Source organism: Limosilactobacillus reuteri subsp. reuteri (genome assembly GCF_000016825.1).
GTDB classification, from domain to species: domain Bacteria; phylum Bacillota; class Bacilli; order Lactobacillales; family Lactobacillaceae; genus Limosilactobacillus; species Limosilactobacillus reuteri.
Genome location: NC_009513.1, coordinates 384,015 through 407,948 on the forward strand (window position 1 = coordinate 384,015; position 23,934 = coordinate 407,948).

Consider the following 23,934-nt stretch of genomic DNA (forward strand, 5'->3'; position numbering starts at 1 on the left):
TTATGAGCAATGAGCAGTACTTGGCAATTCTTGATTTAGGTTCGAATTCAGTTCGGCTTAAAATAACAAAAATTCAAGATAACGGGAGCTTTGAAACGGTTCAATACGAAAAAAGATACGTTCGTCTTGCTTCAAATATGGGGCCAGAAAAAATGCTGAAATCAACTCCCGTAAAGCGGACTATTGATGCCTTAAAAGAATTTCGGGCAATTTGTGATCGATATCGAAATAAGAATCTGACAATTATTGCGGTTGCAACTGCCGCCGTTCGTCAAGCGCAAAATCAACTGCAATTTCTTGAAAAGGTCCAGCGAGAAACCGGTTTTGAAATTCACGTAATTAGTGGGGAACGAGAAGCATATCTTGACTATGTTGGAGTTAACCAGACTCTTCCAATTGATAAGGGGATAATCATTGATACTGGAGGAGCAAGTATGGAATTAATCTCGGTAAATAATGGTGAAGCAGAAAAAGCGGTTAGTATTCCGATCGGCTCAGTCAGCATTTCGCAAACTTACCACCTTGAAGATCAGATTAATCCAGCTGATTTATTTGATGCCATGGTTAAAATTGATGAGGTCCTCTCTCAACAATTGTGGTTGAATCGGATGCGGGAAACAAAGATTGTGGCACTTGGGGGATGCAACCGTGCATTGGCGAAGGTATATCGGTGGCAACAAGCCCTTAATCCTGATGAAGTCAGACCGGTTCATGGGCTAACAATGCGTTCAGAAGAAGCCTTTTTGATTATGCGGCAGTTATTAGAAGCGGATCGGCAGACGCGGGCAGGAATCCGTGGAATTACGAAAGTGCGAGCAGATGTAATTGTCGGGGGTCTTTTACCACTCATCTCTCTTGTCCGGCAATTATCAATTAACGAGATTAGTTTTAGTAATAGTGGATTAAGAGAGGGCTTATTATTTAAGTACCTTGAGCAGCAGATTAATTTTAATCAGCTAAAATCTTCACTATAAAATTATCTGCTAAAAACTTTACTTTCTTTTTACTAAATTTTACTAATTAGAACCAGTAAAACTGTGCTACAATCACTATGAAAGCTTTAGTTGGATCAAGGAGGAAACAAGATGTCAATTTTAGTTGCTGGTGGTGCCGGATATATCGGTTCCCATATGGTAAAAGATCTTATTGAAAATGGTGAAGACGTAGTAGTTGCTGATAACTTATCAACGGGTCACCGGGATGCGATTAATCCCAAGGCTAAGTTTTACGAAGGCGACATTCGTGATCGTCAATTCTTAGACAAGATTTTTGACAATGAAGATATTACTGCAGTCGTTCACTTTGCTGCTTTCTCAATTGTCCCTGAATCAATGAGTAAGCCATTGAAGTACTTTGATAACAATACTGGTGGAATGATTACTTTGCTTGAAGCAATGCATGACCATGATATTAAGTATATTGTCTTTAGTTCAACTGCTGCTACTTATGGGGTTCCAGAACATATGCCAATTAAGGAAACTGATCCCCAAAAGCCAATTAACCCATATGGCTTGAGTAAGTTAATGATGGAAGAAATGATGGATTGGGCTGATAAAGCTTATGGTATTAAGTTTGTTGCCCTCCGTTACTTTAATGTTGCTGGGGCTGCTCCTGATGGCACGATCGGTGAAGACCATGGACCAGAAACACACTTAGTTCCAATTATTCTTCAGGTTGCGCAAGGTAAGCGTGATGAATTGAGTATCTTTGGGGATGACTATAATACACCAGATGGTACCAATGTTCGTGACTATGTTCATGTTATGGATTTAGCAGATGCTCATATTCTTGCTATTAAGTACCTTCAAGAAGGTAACAAGAGTAATGCCTTTAACCTTGGTTCATCCACTGGCTTCTCTAACAAGCAAATGCTAGAAGCAGCCCGTGAAGTTACGGGTCAACCTATTCCAGCTAAAATGGCACCACGCCGTCCAGGAGATCCAGATTCATTAGTTGCTGCTAGTGATAAGGCGCGTAATATTCTTGGATGGAGTCCTAAGTATGATGATGTTCACGACATTATCGCAACTGCTTGGAAGTGGCATTCAACTCATCCAAAGGGTTATGATGATCGCGACTAATAATCGGTTTTAAAATAACAAACAGGCTCTCAGTGACGTGTACCCCCAGAGTTGGAAATCAACTCTGGGGGTATTTTATATGACCAAAATTAGCGTTAAAACTAAACTTAAAGCTGTTGAAGAATATGCTAACGGTAATGTTACTTTAGCATCAGTTAGGCATAAATACGGGATTGCTGAGCATGATTTCCAAATTTGGGTGGGAATTTATGCAAGATTTGGTAAAGGACCATTACTCAATCCACCCAAAGTAACTGGGGATTTTCGGTTAAATCTGGTAAAGTGGAAACAAGAAAATTTGGCGTCAATCTCAGAAACTTGTATTCACTTTGGATATCGTTCCCCAGGTTCAGTGTATCAGTGGGAATGTCTCTATAACAAGCAAGGGCCACAGGCTTTACTGAGATTGCGTCGGGGAAGGAAACCTAAAAATGGTCAAACGACACGACAAGAATCAAGACAAGCTTCTTCAGCTCCAAAAACAGAACCAAACCTTACAAAGAGAAAACTTATTGTTAAGGATACAACTCGATGCCTCAAAAAAATTGACAGCCTTGAGAAAGCATCCAAAAAAGAACTCGCACAAGTAATTTATGACCTCAAGGCTAAATACTTATTAAAGGATTTGATCGATGCACTTCCCATTTCCATGTCAACCTATCAGTATTGGCAAAATCGGTTTGAACATCCGGACGAGGATGAAGAAGAACTTAAAGCCGTTATTAAAGGCCTCTTTAACTACTTCCAAGCTGAATACGGCGTACGCCGTTTAAGCACTCAAATTCGAGACTACTATCGCTTAATTGGTAAAAAGACACCTAATCATAAGCGCATTCAGCGCTTAATGCATGAAATGGGACTTAAATGTATCAAATATAATCGGCGAGTCCGTAAGTATGATTCCTCTAAGGGACCAAATGGCAAGAAAGCTAAGAATAAGCTAAATCGGCGTTTTATGAGTAACCGTAAATATCAGAAAATGGTTTGTGACATTACAGAATTAAAGGCTCATGATGGGCGAAAAGTGTACTTAGAAATTATTAAGGACTTGGCAACTAACCAGCTTCTCACTTGGTCAGTCAGTCAACATCCAAATCTTCAATTCGCATTAGATCCACTCCAGCAATTACTTAAGCAGTTACCTCATACAGGATACCAATTAACTTTACATACTGATCAAGGCTGGCACTATTAACATCGTGCTTGGCGCAAACTACTTCGTCAGGGAAACATTAGGCAAAGCATGTCGCATCGAGCAACCTGTCTGGATAACGCTGCCTGTGAAACAGTCTTTAGTAAACTGAAAGCAGAAATTGGTCCTGATACCAGTTATCGCAATCAAGAAGAATTAAGCCAAGCAATTAATGAATGGATTCACTTTTATAACGAACGCTGTATTCAGACAAAACTAGGCAACCAAACTCCACTTCAATATGAGCAGAATCTAGTTGCCTAGAAAAATATTTATTCAATTTTAAAGCAAGAACATACAGGTTCCAACTTTAAGGGTACACGTCACAGCAAAAAAATGTTGGGGCCTGTTTTGTCGTAAATAAACAAAAGAAATTAAAAGAGAAGTCAAAGCTGATCCAGTGTGATAAGATGTAAGATGATTGAAAGGATTGATAAAAGATGAAGATTCTAGCCATCGATACATCCAACCACCCAATGAGCGTAGCGTTGGTTGAAGATGAGCAATTGTTGGCAACGACGACCCTTAATATGGTTCGCAATCATAGCATTTATTTAATGCCGGCAATTAGTAAGTTATTTGAATTAGTTCAGTGGCAACCAACAGATATTGATCGAGTAGTGGTTGCACAGGGACCAGGATCTTATACGGGAGTGCGAATCGCAGTTACAACCGCTAAAGTATTGGCTGATACAGAAAAGATTGACTTAGTTGGCGTATCAAGTCTAGCAGTGTTAGCACGTAATGTAATTCCAACAGCATCAGCAATTATTGTTCCTTTCTTTGATGCCCGCCGAGGAAATGTATTTGCTGGTGCTTACCAGTGGGAAAATGGCAAGTTAATAAATAAAATAGAAGATCAGCATTTAGGAATTGATGTTTTGCTTGAGCAACTTGCAAGATTAGGTCAACAAGTTGTTTTAGTGGGTCATATGACTGATAAGATTCAGGCCAAATATGATCAATTGCCAGCTAACGTGACCCTTTTGCCACGATCTTATAGCATTCCGTCAACGTATCAATTAGCTCTTGCTGGTGAAACGAAGGAACCGGTTAAAGAGATTGACCCCTTTGTTCCACATTATTTACGAATTACTGAAGCAGAGGCTAATTGGCAAAAACTTCATCCTGGAGAAAAAAGAAAGAATTATGTTCGAGAAGTTTAAAGAATGGTTTGTCAATACGACCAATCCTACTAAACGACCGACCCTTGATTTTACGCGACGAGTAGTAATGATATCCGGCCATCAGTATGTGGTCCGGATGGCAAAAGAACAAGATATTCAAACTTTAGTCGAAATTGAAGAAAGAATCTATGGAAAAGCACCATGGAGTTATGCTGCTTTCCGCATTGAACTACAGCGGCCATGTGATCGACTATATTTAGTTATTGAGGATGACCAGCAGATTGTTGGCTTTATGGGAACAGCCATTGACTGGTACCATTATGATTTGCATATTACGAATATTGGGATTACCCCAAGTTACCAAAATAAGGGGATTGGAACGTATCTTATTTCAACTGCCAAAAATTATGCCCGGCATTTAAAATTACATTCGATGAGTTTAGAAGTACGAGTGCATAATGTATCGGCTCGGCGCTTATATGAAAGTTTAGGCTTTCGCAACCAGCATATTAAACCCCGTTATTACTTAGACAATCATGAAGATGCTGTTGATATGCAAGCAAACTTACTTAGGTAGAGGTGAAAGTATTTTATTATGACAGAACGCACATTAACCTTAGCGTTTGAATCAAGCTGTGATGAAACAAGTGTTGCCGTAATTGAAAATGGAACTAAAATCCTTTCTAATATCGTTGCAACGCAAATCGATAGTCATCAGCGCTTTGGTGGAGTAGTACCAGAAGTAGCTAGTCGCCATCATATTGAACAAATTACCAAGTGTACAAATGAAGCTTTAGAGCAAGCAGATGTAGACTATAATGACCTAGATGCTGTGGCAGTAACATACGGTCCGGGATTAGTCGGGTCATTATTAATTGGTGTGACGGCAGCGAAGGCCATCGCATGGGCGCATAATCTTCCGTTAGTGCCGGTTAACCACATGGCAGGCCATATCTATGCCGCACGCTATGTTGGAGAATTCCAATATCCACAAATGGCATTGTTAGTTTCCGGTGGACATACGGAATTAGTTTACATGCCATCTGAACATGAATACCAAATTATTGGTGAAACACGTGATGATGCTGCCGGTGAAGCTTATGATAAAATCGGTCGCGTGTTGGGAGTCAATTACCCGGCAGGAAAAACGATTGATGAATGGGCAGCTAAGGGTAAAGATACTTTTAATTTTCCACGAGCAATGGAAAAAGAAGATAATTATGACTTTAGCTTTAGCGGGTTGAAGAGTGCCTTCATCAATACTGTTCATAATGCAGACCAGCGTGGGGAAAAATTAGATAAATATGATCTTGCAGCCAGTTTCCAACAAAGTGTCATTGACGTGCTTGCTGAAAAAACGATGCGGGCGTTAGATGATTACCCAGTGAAGCAACTGATTTTAGCTGGTGGGGTCGCTGCAAATCATGGCCTCCGTGCTCGTTTAGATCATGATATGAAGGAATTTCATCCTGATGTACCTATGCTGCAAGCACCATTGAAATTATGTGGTGACAATGCTGCAATGATTGGGGCGGCTGGTTATGTTAACTACAAGCATGGTGACCGTGCAGGCTTAGATTTGAATGCAGTACCGGGATTGATGTTTGATCGAATTCAGAGTAAATAATTATAAACACAACTTCCCGTAAGCAGTAATGGCCTCCAGTGTTCGGTAAAAAACCGGACGCTGGAGGCCATTATTATACTGTGCTGTATGAACGTAACCACAGCCCTTTTTTGCGTTTATGATTCACCATTTGCTTTATCAACGGCATCCATCACGGCGTAACGGAAACCATTTTTCTCCAATGCTTCCACACCCTTGATCGTTGTACCTGCTGGTGATGTTACTTGATCGCGTAATAATGCCGGAGCAAGCTTGCTATCATAGGCTAGTGTTCCTGTACCTTTTACCATGCTGGCGATAACTTCATATGCAGTTTGGCGATCGAGACCATATTTGACGGCGGCATCGCTCATTGCGTCCATCATCACATCAACGAATGCAGGGCCGCAGCCGCCGATAACACCAATTATATCTAGTTGTCGTTCTGGAACTTCGATGACATCACCAAGGCTATCTAAAACAGTCATTACTTTTGAAATTGCTTCAGCAGAAATTCCGGTTGGCAGGGCAAGACCAATTGTGCCAGCATTAACTTCAACTGGTGTGTTGGGAATAATATTAACAATTTCTTTATTCGGAAGAACTTTTGCTAAGTCTGCATGAGTAATTCCAGCAGCGGCTGAGATAAAAATAGTGTGGTCGTTAAGTACAGCTAATTCTTTAGCGACTGCGGTTGTAATAGGGGCTGGGGTAGTCAAAATTACGATATCGGGTGTAAGGTTAACCACTTCACTATTTGTATTAACGAGTTTAAACCCGAGCTTCTCAGCAAGGCTTGTAACACGTGAATTAACAGGATTCATCGCACTGAGGGTAAAATTTTGCGTACGGCTTAATCCCTTCATAATTGCGCTTCCCATATTTCCGACACCAATAATTGTAATTTTCATCTGAAAAACCTCCTAGATTATTTCCGAATTTGCCCATTACCGGTAATTTCATATTTTATTGTTGTTAATTGTTGTAATCCCATTGGTCCCCGGGCGTGAAGCTTTTGGGTACTAATACCAATTTCAGCGCCAAAGCCAAATTCTCCTCCATCAGTAAACCGTGTGGAGGCATTAACATAAACACAGGCAGAATTAATTGCCTGTTGGAAGTAGCGTCCCCGGGTAATGTTGTTTGTAATAATTGATTCTGAATGATGAGTACTGTAGTGGTTAATATGGCTAATTGCATCATCGAGGGAATCAACAATTTTTACGGCCATAATTAAATCGTTGTATTCTGTATCCCAGTCTTCCTCAGTAACGGGGCGGATAGTTGATACTAGTTGGCAAGCCGTTTCGTCACCGCGTAATTGGACTCCATGTTCCATTAAAGCTTTGGCAATGACAGGAAGAAATTTAGCGGCAATATCGCGGTGGATAAGTAATTTTTCAGCGGCATTGCATACAGAAGGCCGTTGTACTTTGGCGTTTACAGTAATATTGGTCGCCATTGTTAGGTCGGCATCCTTATCAATATAAATGTGGCAATTACCCGCACCAGTTTCGATAACTGGGACCGTAGCTGTTGTTACAACACGCTGAATAAGAGCCCGGCCGCCTCGTGGAATCAAGACATCAATGTAGTCAGTGAGATTCATCATTTCATCAGCAATCGCATGACTAGTGTCGGTAATAAGCTGAACCGCATCGACCGGTAAATGTTGACTTTGCAATGATTCGCGAAGAATTTTTACTAAGGCAGTATTAGTCTGGATAGCCTCTTTTCCACCCCGTAAAATAACTGCATTGCCACTCTTAAATGTGAGGCCGGTCGCGTCCACGGTTACGTTTGGTCGTGCTTCAAAGATAATGCCAATTACTCCTAATGGTACGCGCCGTTGAAGGATTTGCAACCCATCTTTGGTAATCCATCCCTTATCGATTTGGGAAGTGGGATCGTTCAAGTCAGCGATTGTCCGAAGACCATTAGCCATGTCCGCGATACGTTGGGAGTTGACCATCAAACGATCCGTAAATTTAGTTGGCATTTGGGTAGCAGCGGCCAAATCTTGTTGGTTAGCAGCAATAATTTGGTTTTTATTTTTAATCAAATCATCTGCCAATTGAAGCAATGCCTTATTTTTGGTGGCAGTATTCATTAAAGCTAGTTTATTTGCAGCATTTTGAGCTCTTTTTCCAATTGCGATTAAGTCTTGGTTCATTATCATCACTCCTATTTTCCAAAATGAGTACCAATAGTATGACCATCAAAAATATCAAAAAGAATTTTAGGGTCACGACCATTGCATAAAATCATTTGTTTGCCTGCTTGCATCATTGTGGCAGCTGCCCGTAATTTAGTTACCATTCCGCCTGTCCCAAATCTAGTGCTGCTACCACTTGCGGCGTTCTCTATTTCGGGCGTTAGGACTGGCACTTCTTTAATTATGTGTGCGTCAGAAAATTTATGCGGATCTTTGTCATAAAGGGCATCGATATCCGAAAGAATGATTAGTTCGTCAGCGTCAATGGCGACAGCTACCTGGGAAGAAAGTTCATCATTGTCACTAAAAGTAGTGTAATGATCAAGCTCATCAACTGAAACGGGGTCATTTTCGTTAACGATTGGAATCACATTTTGCTGCAGTAAAGTATTAATTGTATTAAGCGTATGCTGGCGACTAATAGGATAAGTGAGCACATCACGGGTAAGGAGAAGCTGGGCGACGTGCGTTTGATAATCTAAAAAGCGTTGCGAATAGATTCGCATTAAAGCAGCTTGACCGATAGATGCTAGGGCTTGCTGTTGTGCTATTTCGGCGGGACGATCTTTTAATCCCAAACTTGCAAGACCAACGCCAATTGCTCCTGAGGAAACAAGAATAAGTTGGTATCCTTGATTATTTAATGTCGCAAGGACAAAGGAGAGTTGGTCGATTGTTCGTAAATTAATTTTTCCATTAGGGAGAACAAGGCTACTCGTACCAATCTTAACAACTGCTTTTTGTATTTTATGAGTCATAGAAAATCCTTTCAAAAAAACAAAAAGCGCCCTTAACCGAGACACCAATTATGGCGGTACCATTCTCGTTTAAAGACGCGCTTTACACTTTTAAATTATTTTATTATTAGAATATATTAAAGTTGTAGCAGGGCTTCGGTACTGGCGATAGCTTGCAGTCGATGACTATCGTTCCTGGACTGACCTACTTTTATCTACAATTAAAATTTTAATTGGAATACTAAGCTTTTGTCAAGACTAATTATTTTTGAATGTTAATTAAAAAGAGATTGACAAATTATTAGAAATAAATTAGAATGCGGATAACAATTAAATATTAGTCGTTTAAGAAGAGTAAAAGCAATGCAGTATTAAGAGAGTTTTCGGGTGGTGGAAGAAAATTACAAGTTGCTTTGAAGATGGTCTTAAAAAATACAACAAGTGTGAGGAAAAAAACTAAGCGCTTGTCGGCTGATATCCGTTATCAAGTATCGAAGTTTATTATGAACTTCCTGAGGCTATTCATGTGAGTGGATAGTAAATTAAGGTGGCACCACGAAAATACTCGTCCTTATTTAAGTTAAGGACGGGTATTTTTTATGGAGGTGAAAGTGATGAGACGCAAAGTTGCATTAGCTCAACTTGATATTCAATTAGGAAATCCTGCCGAAAATTATCAAAAAGCTAAACAAGCAATTGAAGAAGCCGCTAATCATCATGCAGATATCGTTGTCTTGCCAGAGATGTGGAATATTGGCTATGCCTTAGATCAATTAGCAGAATTGGCAGATGAAAATGGTCAAAAGACGCAACAATTCTTTAGTGAGTTAGCGCTAAAAAATCAAATTAACATTGTTGGTGGTTCAGTAGCGGTTAGGAATGGGCAATCTTTTTTTAATACAACCTATGTCTATGATCAAAACGGAAATCTAATTAGCAGTTACGAGAAGGTGCATTTATTCGGACTAATGAATGAAGATCAATATTTAGAAGCTGGGCAAAAAGAAAATCATTTTAAGTTAGCTGGGATTCCTAGTGCAAGCTTTATTTGTTATGATTTGCGTTTCCCTGAATGGATTAGAACAGTTGCTCGTTATGGAACTGATATCTTATATTTTCCGGCAGAATGGCCAAGCAAACGGATTGAGCAGTGGAAAATAATGTTACGGTCGCGGGCGATTGAAAACCAAGCCTTTGTAGTTGCAGTCAATCGTGTTGGGACGGATTTAGAGAATAGTTTTAATGGTCATTCGTTAGTAATTGATCCGCTTGGGCAGGTCATCCATGATGCAGGAGAAGTGGAACAGGTAAGTTACGCAGAAATTGACTTAGCACAGTTAGCACAGGTTCGGGGGCCGATTCCGGTGTTTAAGGATCGCCGACCAAGTCTTTATCATTAAGGGGATGGGAAAGATGAATTTTGAACAATCTAAATTATTAGACACTTTACCGAAACAATTTTTTGCCAATTTAGTTGCCAAGGTTAATAAAAAAATAGGGGAAGGAGTTGATGTTATTAATCTTGGTCAAGGAAATCCCGATAAACCAACGCCAGATTATATTGTTAAGAGCACGCAAAAATGGGTAGCAGATCCGCAAACTCATAAGTATTCACTATTTCGGGGATTGCCAGCATTTAAAGAAGCAGCGGCAAAATTTTATTCTGAAAAATATGGAGCTGATTTTGACCCAGAAAAAGAAGTAGCAATTTTGGGTGGTTCCAAGATTGGGCTTGTAGAATTACCATGGGCATTGATGAATCCCGGCGACACTTTTCTGCTTCCTGATCCTGGCTATCCAGATTACTTATCAGGAGCGGCATTAGGAGAAGTTAATTTTGAAACAGTGCCATTATTAGCAGAAAATAATTTCTTACCAGACTTAGAGGCAATTCCTGAAGAGGTGGCGCAACGTGCTAAATTCTTCTATCTTAACTATCCTAATAATCCAACGGGTGCTGTAGCTACTCCCGAGTTTTATCGAAAATTAGTGGCGTGGGCTAAGAAGTACCATGTGGGCATTATTAGTGACTTTGCCTATGGCGCAATTGGCTTTGACGGCCAAGCACCAGTTAGTTTTATGGAAACACCAGGCGCTAAAGATGTGGGGATTGAATTTTATACCTTTTCTAAGACGTTCAACATGGCAGGCTGGCGAATCGCATTTGCGGTTGGTAATGCAGATATTATTGAAGCCTTAAACTTAATTCAAGACCACTTATTCGTTAGCCTTTTTCCTGCCTTACAGGAAGCTGCTATTGATGCCTTGACGCTGCCACAACGTGATGCTGCAATTGCCGAAATTGTAGGTCGTTATGAAGAAAGACGGAATGCCTTTATTAATGCGGCAGAAAAAATTGGCTGGCATGCATTTACTCCCCAGGGTACTTTCTATGCTTGGATGCCGGTTCCGAAGGGCTACACCAGTGAAAGCTTTGCAGATTTGTTGTTGGACAAAGCTGGCGTGGCAGTAGCACCAGGCAATGGCTTTGGCAAGCACGGTGAAGGTTATGTGCGGATTGGCCTTTTGATTGAGCCGGCACGATTAACAGAAGCCGTTGAGCGGATTGCTAAACTGAATTTATTTAATTAAGGGGGAAAAGATTATGGCTTTGAAATATACGGTTTTAGGTGCAGGTGCAATGGGTCTACGATTTGGCGTATTGCTTCAAGAACTGGCTGGCGCTAAGGTTGATTTTGTTGATAACTGGGCTCCCCAAGTTGAAACCATTAAACAACAGGGTGGGGTTTATGTTTCTCGGGACCATGAAAATCGTCACCTTGTCCCGATTAATATTTACTCACCTGAAGAATATGATTGGGCTCCAGATGTATTGATCGTTTTTGCTAAGCAGATGACGCTTAGTGATTTGTTACAACGCAGTGCCCATTTCTTCCGTCCTGACCATCAATATGTCTTTTCGGGGATGAATGGCATGGGACATATTGAAAAAATTAACCACTATTTTCCTAAAGAACATGTCGTTGCCGGTACCTGTTTAATCGGCACGGTCCTTAATAAGGCAGGGGATGTGGACTTTATTGGTAAATCTGGTGCTGGTTCGATCAACTTAGCTCCCCAAGTCGGCGAACCAGATGAGCGAGTAAAACAAATTGTTGAGGACTTTACCACGGCGAATATTAACCCCCACCTTAATGATAATTTTTATGGTACCCTCCTAACAAAAGTAGTCTTCAATTCTGTTATTAATACGATCTGCACGCTTTTTGAGATTCAAATGGGGCAATTTATCGATTACGATGGTGCAGAAAAGCTTGGTAAACAATTAATTAATGAAGCATTTGATGTTGCCGAACGGGCTGGTATTCAGCTCTTAAGCACCCGTGAAGAGGAGTGGCAAACGATTAAATATGTTAGTGAAGTTACCAACCCGCTTCATTATCCATCGATGTACCAAGATATGAGTAAGAATCGACCAACAGAAGTCGACTACATTAATGGATATATTTACGACTTGGGTAAGAAGTATAACTATGAAGCATCTACTCACGACTTCTTGCGTAATTTAGTTCACCTTGCAGAAAATACTCGTAAATTCCGACAAAACTAAGAGGCCGGGAATTAACTATTAATTTTTGGTTCTCAAACAGTAAAATCCGGACTATGATTTTTGATCGGTTCAAAAATCATAGTCCGGATTTTAAATTATTTATGAAATTAGTCTCCAATCGACTAATTGATTGGCCAAATTTCGTTAGATTTAATGCCATCAGGGCTAGCCCAATGTCATTTTCCACAGCCCGTTGGCCACGGAGATGAGTTCGGCGTATGCCAAAATCCCTCTTCATGTGACCAAAGACTGGCTCAACGTCGAACTTCCGTCGACGATAAATTGCCTTGCCTTCGTCACTTGAGAGGGCATCTTTAACTTTAGCTTTATAATAATTCCAGGTTGGGTTAACCTTCATATAACGTTGACGACCACCTGGTGTCTTCGCTAGTTCATCTAATTTAACTGATAGTTGATGTTTATCAGCACGATAGATTTTAAAGTCACGCTTAAAGCCATACTTATCAGTGGATTTACTATAGCGATAAAAACTAAAACGAACTCCTTGATGATCAATGTAGTAGTCGTCATTAGCGTTATATTCCCAATTCTGTGACCTAGTTGGATCGTTTTTAAATTTACGTTTCTGTTCCTTTTGATAGGTTGTGTATGGGATAACCGGCTGCTTTTCAAACCGATCAAGAATCATTGTGTAATTGTACTCACTTCCATAGCCTGCATCGGCGACGATATGTTCAAAGAAATCTAAAGCATGAAACTGGGTAAGGAATGGCACTAAGGTCCTGGTGTCAGTTGGATTTGAAAACAGCCCGTAATCAAGCACAAATTGCTTATGGGTAGCGATTTGCAGGTTATAGCCAGGCTTCAACTCCCGATTCATCATCGGATCTTCCTTCATACACATAAAGGTCGCATCGTGGTCAGTTTTGGAATAGCTATTACGACCTTGGAAGATATTTTCAGCACGTTCATACTTTTGGGCACGCGGAATTAGGTCGTTGCTTAATTGGTGACGAAGCTTTTTTAGAAAACGACGGCGCCGTTTTCTAACTGAACCCCCTTTGATGATTTTTGGTTCTTGCTTAATCTTTTCATCTAATTTAGTGATTTTCTCCGCCAGTTCTTGTTCCATTACTTCCATGCCTTCGGCGGAAGTAACCAGCTCCGGTGCCATTTCCTGTACCACTTGCTTTTCTACTAGTTCCTCATAAAGCTTACTTGTCTTTTCTCTTAACTTAGCGTGATACTTTTCAACTGCCCGCCGCCAAGTAAATGAATATTTATTGGCATCGGCTTCTACCTTGGTCCCATCGATAAAAACTGCATCATTTTGAATTAGTCCGTGATCTTTCAAAGTCATGGTAAAGTAGACAAAGGCATGTTTAATTAGCTTACTAGCGTGCTGACTGCGGCGAAAGTTATTGATGGTATGGTAGCTATAAGTATAATCATGGGCTAACCAACGCATTGGCAGGTTCTCATCCAACATCATTTCAATCTTTCTTCCAGAATAAGTTTGACGTGAGTAGGCAAACAAGAGAATCTTAAGCATAATTGCTGGATGCGATAAAGGGCGGCCGGTAGCCGCTCCTGAATCTTCTAATAGCACATCTTGTGGAATCGAGTCGACAAAATCACTAATTAGTCGCGCAACATGATTCTGTGGTAAATCATAGTTATAGTTTAGTACGAATTCGGTTTGCCCTATGGTATAATTTTGATACATGGAAATCGCTCCCTTTGGTTGTTTTTAGGGGTAATTACATCATATCAGGAACGATTTCCTGTGTACATAAAAACCGGATGATGAATTGTTCAAAAAATTCATCATCCGGTTTTTATTTTGGACTAGGAGTTTTTTCCCAGCCTCTAGTTTTCTTGATCAAATTCTTCCAGTTTTTCTGCTGCTTCTGTCCATGCAAGTTCGACCTCTTCGGATTTAGCTGATAATTCATCAAGTTCTTTTTGGAGATCGGTTAATTTTCCAATATCCGTAGCGATTTCTGGTTGGCTCATTTGTTCTTGAATTGCAGTTTGCTTTTCTTCTAATTCCGTCATCTGTTGTTCTAGTTCATCGACTTGTCGCTGAATTTTTCGGCGAGCACGCTGTTGTTCTTTACTCTGCTGATAAGATTGCTTACCAGCTGGTGCTTTAGCGATCGTGTTGGAATTATGCGAAGTAGCTTTAGGTGAACTTTCTTTTTCCTTAGCAACTAGATAGTCATCATAATTGCCTTCATAATGTTTAATTCCATCATGTTCCATTGCTAGGATATCGGTTGCAACCTGATTAATAAAGTAACGGTCGTGAGAAATAAAGAGAACGGTTCCGCTAAATTCGTTAATTGCGTTTTCGAGCACTTCTCGACTATCGATATCTAAGTGGTTAGTCGGTTCATCAAGGATAAGAAAATTAATCGGTTTAAATGAGAGTTTAGTTAACTCCAATCGTGCCTTTTCACCACCAGATAGGTCATGAACGACTTTATAAACATCATCACCAACGAATAAGAAACTACCTAATAATGAGCGAATATCTTTTTCAGGTACTTCTGGATGGTCATCCCATACTTCTTCTAAAACGGTTTTATTTGGGTGCAATTGTTGTTGTTCCTGGTCATAGTAACCGATATCGAGGTTAGCACCGAGTTTGATTGTTCCACTAATTAACGGAATTTTATGGAGAATAGATTTAAGTAAAGTTGATTTTCCGATTCCATTTGGTCCGATAATCCCAACACGCTGCGGCTTGCGAACATTAAATGAAAGCGGCCCAGCAAGGATCTGTTCATCGTAGCCAACTTTTGCCTGCTCCACATCAAGAACTTCATTTCCACTATCTTTTTCAGAATGGAATTGGAAATGGATTGATTTATCATCAGTTTCTGGACGCTCAAGCCGCTCCATTTTTTCTAATTGCTTTCGCCGCGCCTGGGCACGTTTGGTCGTTGAGGCACGAACAATATTTCGATTAACAAAGTCTTCTAACTTAGCAATCTTTTTTTGTTGTTGGTCATAGTGTTTCCACTCTGCCTGTAATCGTTCTTGCTTGTGTTTAACAAATTGCGTGTAGTTACCAGTATAGTGGGTGAGTGTTTTATTATCGAGATCATAAACATCGCTGACAACACGATCTAAGAAGTAACGGTCGTGAGAGACGATAAGCAATGCACCTTGATAACTTTTAAGATAATCTTCTAACCATGAAAGAACGTTCATGTCGAGGTGGTTAGTCGGTTCATCTAGAATCAAAAGCCCCGGTGCTTGCAGAAGGATCTTTGCTAAGGCGAGTTTAGTTTTTTGCCCTCCTGAAAGGGAATTAATTGGCGTATCATAACTATCTTCGCCAAAACCAAATCCATGTAGAATTCCCCGCATACGTGATTCGTATTCGAAACCACCCCGTTTCTTAAAGGCAGTTTGTAAATTATCGTATGTTGAAAGAATTTGTTGATAATTGCTCTCGGAACTATCAAGGTCAGCTAGTTGCTGTTCAAGATCATGGATTTGCGTTTCCATTTTGTGGAGAGGAGCAAAAACAGTATCTAGTTCAGTCCAAATGCTATTTTGACTATCGAGTCCTTGATCCTGGGCCAAGTAACCAATTGTCAAATCTTTAACCTTCGTAATTGTTCCTTCATCTGGTTCGGTGATTCCAGCGATCATTTTTAACAAGGTCGTTTTACCAGCACCATTACGCCCAACAAGCGCAGTACGGCCATGCTCTTGAATTTGCATGTTCATATTGTGAAATAAAACGTCCGCGCCAAATCGACGCACAACGTCATTTGTCTGTAAAAGTAACATATTGAAACCTCATTTAATTCGTTGATTTAATATGGTTTTATTTTAGCAGATTTTTAATTTTAAATAAAAAGTTGAAAATATTTTTGTATTTTAGTTCACAAAAAAGGGTTTAATTGCTAGAATATACTCAGACTTAAATTTCACAAAGTAAAAATTAGTAACATTATCCTTGTCAAAAACTTAGTAATTTGTTGGCAAACTAGGTTGAGAAGGGCTTATTTTAGGAGGAACAAAAGTAGAATGGCTAATAAAAAGATTCCACGCGCGACTGCGAAACGGTTGCCAATATATTTCCGTTATTTAAATGTATTGAAAGACGCAAATAAGCAACGGGTATCATCAACTGAACTTTCGGAGGCTGTGCAAGTTGATTCGGCAACGATTCGTCGTGACTTTTCATATTTTGGTGAATTAGGTAAGCGGGGATACGGTTATGACGTTGAAAGTCTATTAAAGTTTTTTAAAGGAATCTTACACCAAGACTCATTAGTTAGTGTTGCCTTAGTCGGGGTTGGTAGTTTGGGAAGTGCCTTGTTAAACTTTAACTTCCACCAAGATACTAATTTACGGATCAGTGCGGCATTTGATACTAAGCCAGAATATGCTAATACAGTCAAAAGTGGTATTCCAATTTACCCATCCGAGGATATGGTAAAGCAGTTAAAAGAGCAACAAATTGATGTTGTTATTCTAACCGTTCCAGGAATCAAGGCCCAACACGTTGCGGACCAATTAGTTGAAGCTGGTGTAAAGGGAATTCTTAACTTTACTCCTGTTCGTTTATCTGTGCCCAAAAATGTTCAAGTTCAAAATATTGACTTAACAAACGAACTTCAAACATTAATTTACTTCATTAAAAATTATACTGAAGATTCAATTAAATAAATTAGGAGAGCATTGGTTTGATGAAAGCGTTCAACCAATGCTTTTTGTTTACTAAATTATTAATAAAAGTCATTGGTTGTAGGTATGATCTCTTAAGTTTTGAAAAATGGTCAAAAAAAGTCAAAGTGTTTTTGTTGCATTTTAAGGAGAACATGTTATATTTAAACATGTGGTTAGCACTTGAAGAGTTTGAGTGCTAAAAATAAAATTTATTAACAAGATGGAGGGATTAACGTGTTAAAACCATTAGGAGATCGCGTTGTTCTAAAAGCTGAAACTGAAGAAGAAAAGACAGTTGGTGGAATTGTCCTTGCTTCCAATGTGAAGGAAAAGCCAACTACTGGAAAGGTTATTGCCGTTGGAGAAGGTCGTACTTTAGAAAACGGACAAAAGCTTGCTCCAGCTGTTAAGGAAGGCGATCGCGTATTATTTGATAAGTACGCAGGTAACGAAGTAGAATACAACGGTGAAAAGTTCTTAGTTGTTCATGCTAAAGACTTAGTAGCAATCGTTGAATAGTTAAATAAGCGAATTAAGAGCAGGAGACAGAAAGAATGAAATTCCTTCACCGTCTCTTTTAAATAATGAATTTAATTTTGAGGTGACATAAATGGCAAAAGAAATTAAGTTTTCTGAAGATGCACGGAGCGCTATGCTCAGTGGTGTTGATAAATTAGCTGATACTGTTAAGACAACGATGGGTCCAAAGGGACGGAATGTTGTTTTGGAACAAAGCTATGGCACACCAACTATTACTAATGATGGTGTAACTATTGCTAAGAGCATTGAACTTGAAAACCAATTTGAAAATATGGGTGCAAAGTTAGTAGCCGAAGTTGCTTCAAAGACCAACGATATTGCCGGTGATGGTACTACAACTGCTACTGTTTTAACTCAAGCAATTGTTAATGCTGGTATGAAGAACGTTACCTCTGGTGCAAACCCAGTTGGTATTCGTCGTGGTATTGACAAGGCTACCGAAGTTGCTGTTGAAGCTTTGAAGAAGATGTCACACGATGTAAAGACAAAGGATGATATCGAACAAATCGCTTCTATTTCAGCTGCTAATCCAGAAGTTGGTAAGTTAATTGCTGATGCAATGGAAAAGGTTGGCCATGATGGTGTAATTACTATCGAAGATTCTCGTGGTGTTGACACTAGCGTTGATGTTGTTGAAGGAATGAGCTTTGATCGTGGTTACATGTCACAATACATGGTAACTGATAACGACAAGATGGAAGCAGACCTTGACAACCCATATATTTTGATTACTGACAAGAAGATTAGTAATATCCAAGACATTTTGCCATTGCTTCAATCAGTTGTTCAAGAAGGCCGTGCTCTCTTGATCATTGCTGATGACATTACTGGTGAAGCATTACCAACTCTTGTATTGAACAAGATTCGTGGTACCTTTAATGTTGTTTCTGTTAAGGCTCCTGGCTTTGGTGACCGTCGTAAGGCTCAACTTCAAGATATTGCTGTTTTGACTGGTGGTACAGTTATTTCTGACGACCTTGGGATGAGTCTAAAGGACGCTACTGTTGATCAATTAGGTCAAGCAAACAAGGTTACAGTTACAAAGGATACTACTACTATCGTTGATGGTGCTGGTTCAAAGGAAGCTATCCAAGAACGTGTTGACCAAATTAAGCAAGAAATTGCTAAGTCAACTTCCGACTTCGATAAGGAAAAGCTTCAAGAACGTCTTGCAAAGCTTTCAGGTGGGGTTGCCGTTGTTAAGGTTGGTGCCGCAACTGAAACTGAATTGAAGGAAAAGAAGTACCGGATTGAAGATGCCTTGAACGCTACTCGTGCTGCTGTTCAAGAAGGATTTGTTCCTGGTGGTGGAACTGCTTTAATTAACGTAATTCCTGCTCTTGACAAGATTGAAGCCGATGGTGATGAATTAACTGGTATCAATATTGTTAAGGCTGCCCTTGAAGCACCAGTTCGTCAAATTGCTGAAAACGCTGGTGTTGAAGGCTCTGTTATTGTTAATGAATTAAAGAATGAAAAAGAAGGCATTGGTTACAACGCTGCAGATGGCAAGTTTGAAGATATGATCAAGGCTGGTATTGTTGACCCAACAATGGTTACCCGGTCTGCTCTTCAAAACGCTGCTTCCGTATCAGCATTGCTTCTTACTACTGAAGCGGTTGTTGCTGATAAGCCAGATCCAAATGCTAATAACCAAGCTCCTGCTGCTCCACAAGGCGGCATGGGCGGTATGATGTAATACCATTTGACTAAAATTTAATTTTGTGGGCAGAAAAGATTCTAATGTTTGTTTTTTCAAATGTTGGGATCTTTTTTTGTTGGAGGAAAATCAATGACGAAAAATGCGACCAGTGTCTATAAATATTTAGACAACGAAAAAATAAACTATCAAATTGTTACTCATCCCCCAGTCTATACAGCGGAACAAGCAGACAAGTATGTTCAAGAATATCAATTTGCTCGCACGAAAAACCTTTTTCTAAAAAATAAAGCTGGCTATTATTTAGTTACAATCTTAGAAAATAAGCGTCTCAATATGAAAAAATTGAAAGAGAATCTATCGACTAGTCGGTTTTCATTTGCCCGTCCAGAAGAATTAGCTATGAAGTTAGGAATAACAAGTGGGGCTGTTTCACCTTTTAACTTGTTTAATGATAAACAACATCAGGTTACCTTTATTATTGATGCTGATATCTTTAAGAACGAGGATTTAATAGGTTGTCACCCAAACATTAATACGGCCACTGTGATTTTAGGAATAAAAGATTTGCTTCAAATAATAAAGCAGAATGGTAATCCGGTTAAGGCGGTTCAACTATAAAGTTAATCTAAAAATCTTAAATTGTGGTAAAGTAAATTAGTATTAATTTTTAACCAAACTATAACTGAAAGGAACTAAGAAATGGAAAAAATGAAGTTCCAGAAGATAACGCTATTTTCTGGTGTAATGCTTGCCTTAAATTCCTTAATTGGTTCAGGGTGGTTGTTTGGTGCCGGAACTGCTGCAAAGGTTGCGGGACCAGCTGCTATTTTGTCATGGATCTTAGGAGCAATAATCATTATTAGCATTGCCCTTACTTACGTTGAATTAGGGGCAATGTTTCCAGAAAGTGGAGGGATGAGTCGTTATGCTCAATATAGTCACGGTCCGTTTTTAGGTTTTATTGCTGCATGGGCAAATTGGATTTCATTAATCACGTTAGTCCCAATGGAAGCGGTGGCCTCGGTTCAATATATGAGTTCGTGGCCGTGGGCATGGGCAAATTGGACCCACCACTTTATGAAGAACGGTAATATTACGACTCCTGGATTGTTAGTTGTATTTGGCTTCATGCTTGTTTTTACTTTGATCAATTTCTGGTCGGTAAAATTGATGACTCGCTTTACTAATTTAATATCAATTTTTAAGATTTTATTACCCACATTAACAATTGTGATGCTTATTGTAGCGGGCTTTCATCCTAGTAATTTTGGTCATAGTGTAACTACTTTTATGCCATATGGCAGTCGATCGATCTTTGAAGCAGCTGCTATTTCAGGAATTATTATGTCTTATGATGCCTTTCAAACGGTAATCAACATGGGAGGAGAAATGATTAATCCTCATAAAAATATCGTGCGAGGCGTATTGATTTCAATGATTATTACTGCTGTGATCTATGTCATGTTACAAGTTGCTTTTATTGGAGCAATTGATCCGAATTTATTAGCGCAAAAAGGATGGCATGGGATTAACTATACGTCTCCATTTGCTGATATTGCGATCCTACTGGGGATGAATTGGCTTGCAATTTTACTATATATGGATGCTTTTGTTTCACCATTTGGGACAGGGGTTGCGTTCGTAGCGACTGCCTCACGAGCATTGGCAGCAATGACTCATACCGGACATTTGCCCCAATGGCTGGGACGGTTAGAACGGCGCTACATGATTCCGCGGTTTGCAATGGTTGTGGATCTGATTTTAGCAGTGGTAATGGTTAGTCTCTTTAGAAATTGGAGTTTGTTAGCCACTGTAATTACTGGTTCAACTTTAATTGCTTATCTTACTGGGCCGGTTACTGTAATGTCGCTTCGTAAAATGGATGCTAATCTAAAGCGGCCGTTTCATCCACATTTTATGTCCTGGTTAGCGCCATTTGCATTTGTCTTGACGAGTCTTTCAATTTATTGGACAATGTGGCCGACGACTGTTCAGGTAATTGGGGTTATCTTATTAGGCTTACCGATCTATCTTTATTATGAGGTTAAGTATCGTCACGCATCAGGGCTACGTGACTTACGCAATAGTTATTGGATGTTGGCTTATCTTGTTTTTATCTCAATAGTTTCTTACATTGGGAGTGAAGGATTTGGCGGCAAGGACTGGTTGAAGTACCCATGGGATTTTGTTGTTATTATCATCTGCTCGTTAGGATTTTACCGGTGGGCTGTGGCTAGCCGGATGAAAAAAATCGATCCTGCGGCAGAAAAGGTTAATGCCAAGGTAAAGATGCCAGAAAAAGATCAATAGATATATTTGTAGGTTGCAAAATTAAAGGATAAATTGTAGTATTGTTACCTACTTAAAAAGTGTAAAAATCAAAGGAGAAATAGTATGTGGCGCTATTTAAAACGTGTTTTAATCGGGAAACCGTTAAAAACCCTTGATGAAGGGCAAACACACTTAACTAAATTTAAAGCATTAGCCATGCTTTCTTCTGACGCAATATCGTCAGTAGCATATGGACCAGAGCAAATTACAACTGTTCTGGTAACTTTATCTGCAGCAGCAATCTGGTATTCAATTCCGATTGCGGCAGTTGTGTTGGTCCTTTTGTTAGCTATCACGTTATCATACCAACAAATCATTCATGCCTATCCTAGTGGTGGTGGTGCTTATGTCGTTGCCACACGGAATTGGGGGAGTAATGGAGGATTATTTGCTGGAGGATCATTACTAGTTGACTATATGTTAACGGTGGCCGTTTCAACGACATCTGGAGTTGAAGCGATTACTTCGGCAGTTCCTGCTTTATATAAATTTTCAATTCCAATCGGGATCGTTATCGTCCTTTTAATCATGTTTATGAATTTACGGGGAATGAGTGAAAGTGCAAACTTCCTCACAATTCCGGTATATTTCTTTGTTATTATGATGATTGTGATGGTAGTATGGGGTGGTTATAATATTGCCACTGGTCATATTCATTACCGGGCAATTGTCGATTATGGAACACCGGTATCGGGAATGTCATTTGTTTTGCTTATTCGGGCATTCTCGGCTGGTTCATCATCCTTAACTGGGGTAGAAGCCGTAAGTAATGCTGTTCCTAACTTTAATAAGCCTAAAGAAAAGAATGCATCAACTACCCTGGCAATTATGAGTGCTATTTTAGCGTTCTTCTTTATTGCCGTTATCTTCTTTAGCTTTTATCTGGGGGTAGTTCCTAATTCACGGACAACAATTCTCTCCCAAATGGCCGCGCAAATCTTTGGTGGACATGGGCTAGGTTTTTACTTGTTGCAACTTTCAACTGCAATGATTTTAGCAGTTGCTGCTAATACTGGTTTCTCAGCCTTTCCAATTCTTGCCTTTAATATGGCCAAAGATAAATATATGCCACACGCATTCATGGATCGTGGTGATCGGTTAGGCTACTCTAACGGAATTATTTCCTTGGCGATTGGAGCAATTATTTTGATCTTGATCTTCCACGGTCAGACTAATATGTTAATTCCACTTTATGCGGTGGGGGTATTTGTTCCATTTACTTTATCGCAATCTGGGATGATTATTCACTGGTTTAGAGAACGGGAAGGTTTTTGGTTAGGAAAAGCCTTTATTAACCTAGTAGGAGCCTTGATTTCATTTGTTCTTGTTATTTGTTTGTTCTGGCAACACTTTGCAAATGTTTGGCCATACTTAATTATCATGCCGCTGCTTTTATGGATGTTCCATTCGATTCACCGGCACTATGTAAAAGTAGCCGCTCAATTGCGGGTTGCTGAAAAGACGAAAGTCCAATTACATGATTACGATGGCGCAACGGTGATTGTTTTAGTTGGTAATGTAACCCGAGTAACTCGTGGTGCAATTAATTACGCTCGGTCGATTGGTGATTATGTTATTGCCATGCATGTTTCGTTTGATGAAAACCCAGGCAAAGAGCATAAAACAGCAAATGAATTTAAAGCTGAATATCCAGACGTCCGTTTTGTTGATATTCACTCTTCGTACCGTTCAATCGCTAAACCAACATTACGTTTCGTTGATGTGATTGCCAAGCGGGCAGAAGCAAGAAATTATTCGACGACTGTTCTTGTTCCGCAATTTATTCCTAAGCATCCATGGCAATTGGCCTTGCATAATCAGACCAGTGTTCGTTTACGGGCGTTATTGAATTCCCGAGAGAACATTATTGTTGCTAGTTATAACTACCACCTTCAAGAATAGTTTATTAGAGAGAAAGTATTGATTTAATGAATAAAAAGCAACTATTATGGGGACTTTTGTTTGCAATTGGCCTATTTATGGCAGCAAGTTATACCATTGATAATCGTGGCTTTCATTCTGGAATATACGGTATCATTGGCTGTGCTTTAATCTTAATTGCGTATGCAGGAATGAATTGGGAAAAACTGCAATCAAAAGATCGGCATACGAGAAAAATTTTATTGCTTTTAAGCAGTATTTTAGGGATTATCATTGTCCTTGATATTGCTGAAATAATTTTAGGATAATTAAATAAAGCTTATTGAAGAGATTAGGT

At 39.6% G+C, this 23,934-nt stretch carries 20 protein-coding genes, 1 pseudogene and 1 other annotated feature; of the genes and pseudogenes, 16 read left to right on the forward strand and 5 right to left on the reverse strand.

Going from position 1 to position 23,934, the window contains the following annotated elements; translation table 11 throughout:
• Positions 1 to 2: 2 nt before the first annotated feature.
• The 6 genes and pseudogenes from LREU_RS01765 (at position 3) to tsaD (ending at position 6,027) form a co-directional block, all read left to right on the forward strand.
• Positions 3 to 974: a Ppx/GppA family phosphatase gene (locus LREU_RS01765; protein WP_003667397.1), complete on the forward strand. Its 972-nt coding sequence runs from the start codon at positions 3 to 5 to the stop codon at positions 972 to 974.
• A 111-nt stretch (positions 975 to 1,085) separates the two neighbouring features.
• Positions 1,086 to 2,081, forward strand: a complete 996-nt coding sequence (galE, locus tag LREU_RS01770) for a UDP-glucose 4-epimerase GalE (protein WP_003666351.1) — start codon at positions 1,086 to 1,088, stop codon at positions 2,079 to 2,081.
• A gap of 79 nt (positions 2,082 to 2,160) precedes the next feature.
• A pseudogene (locus LREU_RS01775) lies at positions 2,161 to 3,537 on the forward strand (IS3 family transposase).
• A gap of 176 nt (positions 3,538 to 3,713) precedes the next feature.
• Positions 3,714 to 4,439 carry a tRNA (adenosine(37)-N6)-threonylcarbamoyltransferase complex dimerization subunit type 1 TsaB gene (gene tsaB, locus LREU_RS01785; protein WP_003667402.1) on the forward strand — a complete coding sequence of 242 codons (726 nt, stop codon included), beginning with the start codon at positions 3,714 to 3,716 and terminating at the stop codon, positions 4,437 to 4,439.
• Entirely contained in the window at positions 4,423 to 4,977 is a 555-nt protein-coding gene (gene rimI, locus LREU_RS01790; RefSeq protein WP_003667403.1) for a ribosomal protein S18-alanine N-acetyltransferase, read from the forward strand. Before tsaB ends, rimI begins: the two co-directional genes overlap by 17 nt.
• An 18-nt stretch (positions 4,978 to 4,995) precedes the next feature.
• Positions 4,996 to 6,027, forward strand: coding sequence for a tRNA (adenosine(37)-N6)-threonylcarbamoyltransferase complex transferase subunit TsaD (gene tsaD, locus LREU_RS01795; RefSeq protein WP_003667405.1), 1,032 nt, complete (start codon positions 4,996 to 4,998; stop codon positions 6,025 to 6,027).
• 116 nt (positions 6,028 to 6,143) lie between these two features.
• On the opposite strand, the gene proC is transcribed toward tsaD, so the two are convergent.
• From proC to proB, 3 genes are read right to left on the reverse strand one after another with little or no spacing between them, the layout of a single operon-like run.
• Positions 6,144 to 6,917 carry a pyrroline-5-carboxylate reductase gene (gene proC / locus LREU_RS01800; protein ID WP_003667406.1) on the reverse strand — a complete coding sequence of 258 codons (774 nt, stop codon included), beginning with the start codon at positions 6,915 to 6,917 and terminating at the stop codon, positions 6,144 to 6,146.
• A gap of 17 nt (positions 6,918 to 6,934) precedes the next feature.
• Positions 6,935 to 8,179 (reverse strand): glutamate-5-semialdehyde dehydrogenase, encoded by a 1,245-nt coding sequence (locus LREU_RS01805; protein WP_011953397.1) that lies wholly within the window; start codon positions 8,177 to 8,179, stop codon positions 6,935 to 6,937.
• Positions 8,180 to 8,190: 11 nt separating this feature from the next.
• Positions 8,191 to 8,979 (reverse strand): glutamate 5-kinase, encoded by a 789-nt coding sequence (gene proB, locus LREU_RS01810; protein WP_003667411.1) that lies wholly within the window; start codon positions 8,977 to 8,979, stop codon positions 8,191 to 8,193.
• A gap of 310 nt (positions 8,980 to 9,289) precedes the next feature.
• Positions 9,290 to 9,534, forward strand: a binding site (T-box leader).
• Positions 9,535 to 9,572: 38 nt separating this feature from the next.
• Between proB and LREU_RS01815 the strand changes: the two genes are divergently transcribed.
• The 3 genes from LREU_RS01815 to LREU_RS01825 are packed head-to-tail and all read left to right on the forward strand — an operon-like array spanning position 9,573 to position 12,529.
• On the forward strand, positions 9,573 to 10,358 hold the full coding sequence (locus tag LREU_RS01815) for a carbon-nitrogen family hydrolase (protein WP_011953398.1): 786 nt from the start codon (positions 9,573 to 9,575) through the stop codon (positions 10,356 to 10,358).
• Between the two features lie 13 nt (positions 10,359 to 10,371).
• Positions 10,372 to 11,550, forward strand: a complete 1,179-nt coding sequence (locus LREU_RS01820) for a pyridoxal phosphate-dependent aminotransferase (RefSeq protein ID WP_011953399.1) — start codon at positions 10,372 to 10,374, stop codon at positions 11,548 to 11,550.
• 13 nt (positions 11,551 to 11,563) lie between these two features.
• Positions 11,564 to 12,529 carry a ketopantoate reductase family protein gene (locus LREU_RS01825; protein ID WP_003667417.1) on the forward strand — a complete coding sequence of 322 codons (966 nt, stop codon included), beginning with the start codon at positions 11,564 to 11,566 and terminating at the stop codon, positions 12,527 to 12,529.
• Between the two features lie 76 nt (positions 12,530 to 12,605).
• Here LREU_RS01825 and LREU_RS01830 read toward each other — a convergent pair whose 3' ends face one another.
• Together LREU_RS01830 and LREU_RS01835 are read right to left on the reverse strand one after the other, a co-directional pair.
• Complete coding sequence (locus LREU_RS01830) at positions 12,606 to 14,216, reverse strand: IS1182 family transposase (RefSeq protein WP_003667418.1); 1,611 nt, start codon at positions 14,214 to 14,216, stop codon at positions 12,606 to 12,608.
• Between the two features lie 143 nt (positions 14,217 to 14,359).
• The gene (locus tag LREU_RS01835) at positions 14,360 to 16,297 is read right to left on the reverse strand and encodes an ABC-F family ATP-binding cassette domain-containing protein (RefSeq protein WP_003667420.1); all 1,938 of its coding nucleotides are present in this window, start codon (positions 16,295 to 16,297) and stop codon (positions 14,360 to 14,362) included.
• Between the two features lie 240 nt (positions 16,298 to 16,537).
• On the opposite strand from LREU_RS01835, the gene LREU_RS01840 reads away from it, so the two are divergent.
• From LREU_RS01840 to LREU_RS01875, 7 genes are all read left to right on the forward strand, one after another.
• Positions 16,538 to 17,182: a redox-sensing transcriptional repressor Rex gene (locus LREU_RS01840; RefSeq protein WP_003667422.1), complete on the forward strand. Its 645-nt coding sequence runs from the start codon at positions 16,538 to 16,540 to the stop codon at positions 17,180 to 17,182.
• A 234-nt stretch (positions 17,183 to 17,416) separates the two neighbouring features.
• On the forward strand, positions 17,417 to 17,701 hold the full coding sequence (groES, locus tag LREU_RS01850; RefSeq protein WP_003666368.1) for a co-chaperone GroES: 285 nt from the start codon (positions 17,417 to 17,419) through the stop codon (positions 17,699 to 17,701).
• Positions 17,702 to 17,792: 91 nt separating this feature from the next.
• Complete coding sequence (gene groL, locus LREU_RS01855) at positions 17,793 to 19,421, forward strand: chaperonin GroEL (protein ID WP_003667426.1); 1,629 nt, start codon at positions 17,793 to 17,795, stop codon at positions 19,419 to 19,421.
• 93 nt (positions 19,422 to 19,514) lie between these two features.
• The gene (locus LREU_RS01860) at positions 19,515 to 20,003 is read left to right on the forward strand and encodes a prolyl-tRNA synthetase associated domain-containing protein (protein ID WP_011953400.1); all 489 of its coding nucleotides are present in this window, start codon (positions 19,515 to 19,517) and stop codon (positions 20,001 to 20,003) included.
• Positions 20,004 to 20,084: 81 nt separating this feature from the next.
• A complete protein-coding gene (locus LREU_RS01865; RefSeq protein ID WP_003667428.1) occupies positions 20,085 to 21,695 on the forward strand; it encodes an APC family permease in 1,611 nt (536 codons plus the stop codon).
• A gap of 84 nt (positions 21,696 to 21,779) precedes the next feature.
• Positions 21,780 to 23,618, forward strand: coding sequence for a potassium transporter KimA (locus tag LREU_RS01870; protein ID WP_003667429.1), 1,839 nt, complete (start codon positions 21,780 to 21,782; stop codon positions 23,616 to 23,618).
• Positions 23,619 to 23,644: 26 nt separating this feature from the next.
• A complete protein-coding gene (locus LREU_RS01875) occupies positions 23,645 to 23,905 on the forward strand; it encodes a hypothetical protein (RefSeq protein ID WP_003667430.1) in 261 nt (86 codons plus the stop codon).
• Positions 23,906 to 23,934: the final 29 nt, after the last annotated feature.

What these genes read in the sequence shown, in the direction of transcription:
- groL (WP_003667426.1), top strand. Translation starts at nt 17,793, where the DNA reads ATGGCAAAAGAAATTAAGTTTTCTGAAGATGCACGGAGCGCTATGCTC.
- proB (WP_003667411.1), bottom strand. Translation starts at nt 8,979, where the DNA reads ATGACTCATAAAATACAAAAAGCAGTTGTTAAGATTGGTACGAGTAGC.
- LREU_RS01860 (WP_011953400.1), top strand. Translation starts at nt 19,515, where the DNA reads ATGACGAAAAATGCGACCAGTGTCTATAAATATTTAGACAACGAAAAA.
- tsaB (WP_003667402.1), top strand. Translation starts at nt 3,714, where the DNA reads ATGAAGATTCTAGCCATCGATACATCCAACCACCCAATGAGCGTAGCG.
- LREU_RS01875 (WP_003667430.1), top strand. Translation starts at nt 23,645, where the DNA reads ATGAATAAAAAGCAACTATTATGGGGACTTTTGTTTGCAATTGGCCTA.
- LREU_RS01815 (WP_011953398.1), top strand. Translation starts at nt 9,573, where the DNA reads ATGAGACGCAAAGTTGCATTAGCTCAACTTGATATTCAATTAGGAAAT.
- LREU_RS01865 (WP_003667428.1), top strand. Translation starts at nt 20,085, where the DNA reads ATGGAAAAAATGAAGTTCCAGAAGATAACGCTATTTTCTGGTGTAATG.
- LREU_RS01805 (WP_011953397.1), bottom strand. Translation starts at nt 8,179, where the DNA reads ATGAACCAAGACTTAATCGCAATTGGAAAAAGAGCTCAAAATGCTGCA.
- LREU_RS01765 (WP_003667397.1), top strand. Translation starts at nt 3, where the DNA reads ATGAGCAATGAGCAGTACTTGGCAATTCTTGATTTAGGTTCGAATTCA.
- tsaD (WP_003667405.1), top strand. Translation starts at nt 4,996, where the DNA reads ATGACAGAACGCACATTAACCTTAGCGTTTGAATCAAGCTGTGATGAA.
- galE (WP_003666351.1), top strand. Translation starts at nt 1,086, where the DNA reads ATGTCAATTTTAGTTGCTGGTGGTGCCGGATATATCGGTTCCCATATG.
- rimI (WP_003667403.1), top strand. Translation starts at nt 4,423, where the DNA reads ATGTTCGAGAAGTTTAAAGAATGGTTTGTCAATACGACCAATCCTACT.
- LREU_RS01835 (WP_003667420.1), bottom strand. Translation starts at nt 16,297, where the DNA reads ATGTTACTTTTACAGACAAATGACGTTGTGCGTCGATTTGGCGCGGAC.
- LREU_RS01840 (WP_003667422.1), top strand. Translation starts at nt 16,538, where the DNA reads ATGGCTAATAAAAAGATTCCACGCGCGACTGCGAAACGGTTGCCAATA.
- LREU_RS01820 (WP_011953399.1), top strand. Translation starts at nt 10,372, where the DNA reads ATGAATTTTGAACAATCTAAATTATTAGACACTTTACCGAAACAATTT.
- LREU_RS01825 (WP_003667417.1), top strand. Translation starts at nt 11,564, where the DNA reads ATGGCTTTGAAATATACGGTTTTAGGTGCAGGTGCAATGGGTCTACGA.
- LREU_RS01870 (WP_003667429.1), top strand. Translation starts at nt 21,780, where the DNA reads ATGTGGCGCTATTTAAAACGTGTTTTAATCGGGAAACCGTTAAAAACC.
- proC (WP_003667406.1), bottom strand. Translation starts at nt 6,917, where the DNA reads ATGAAAATTACAATTATTGGTGTCGGAAATATGGGAAGCGCAATTATG.
- LREU_RS01830 (WP_003667418.1), bottom strand. Translation starts at nt 14,216, where the DNA reads ATGTATCAAAATTATACCATAGGGCAAACCGAATTCGTACTAAACTAT.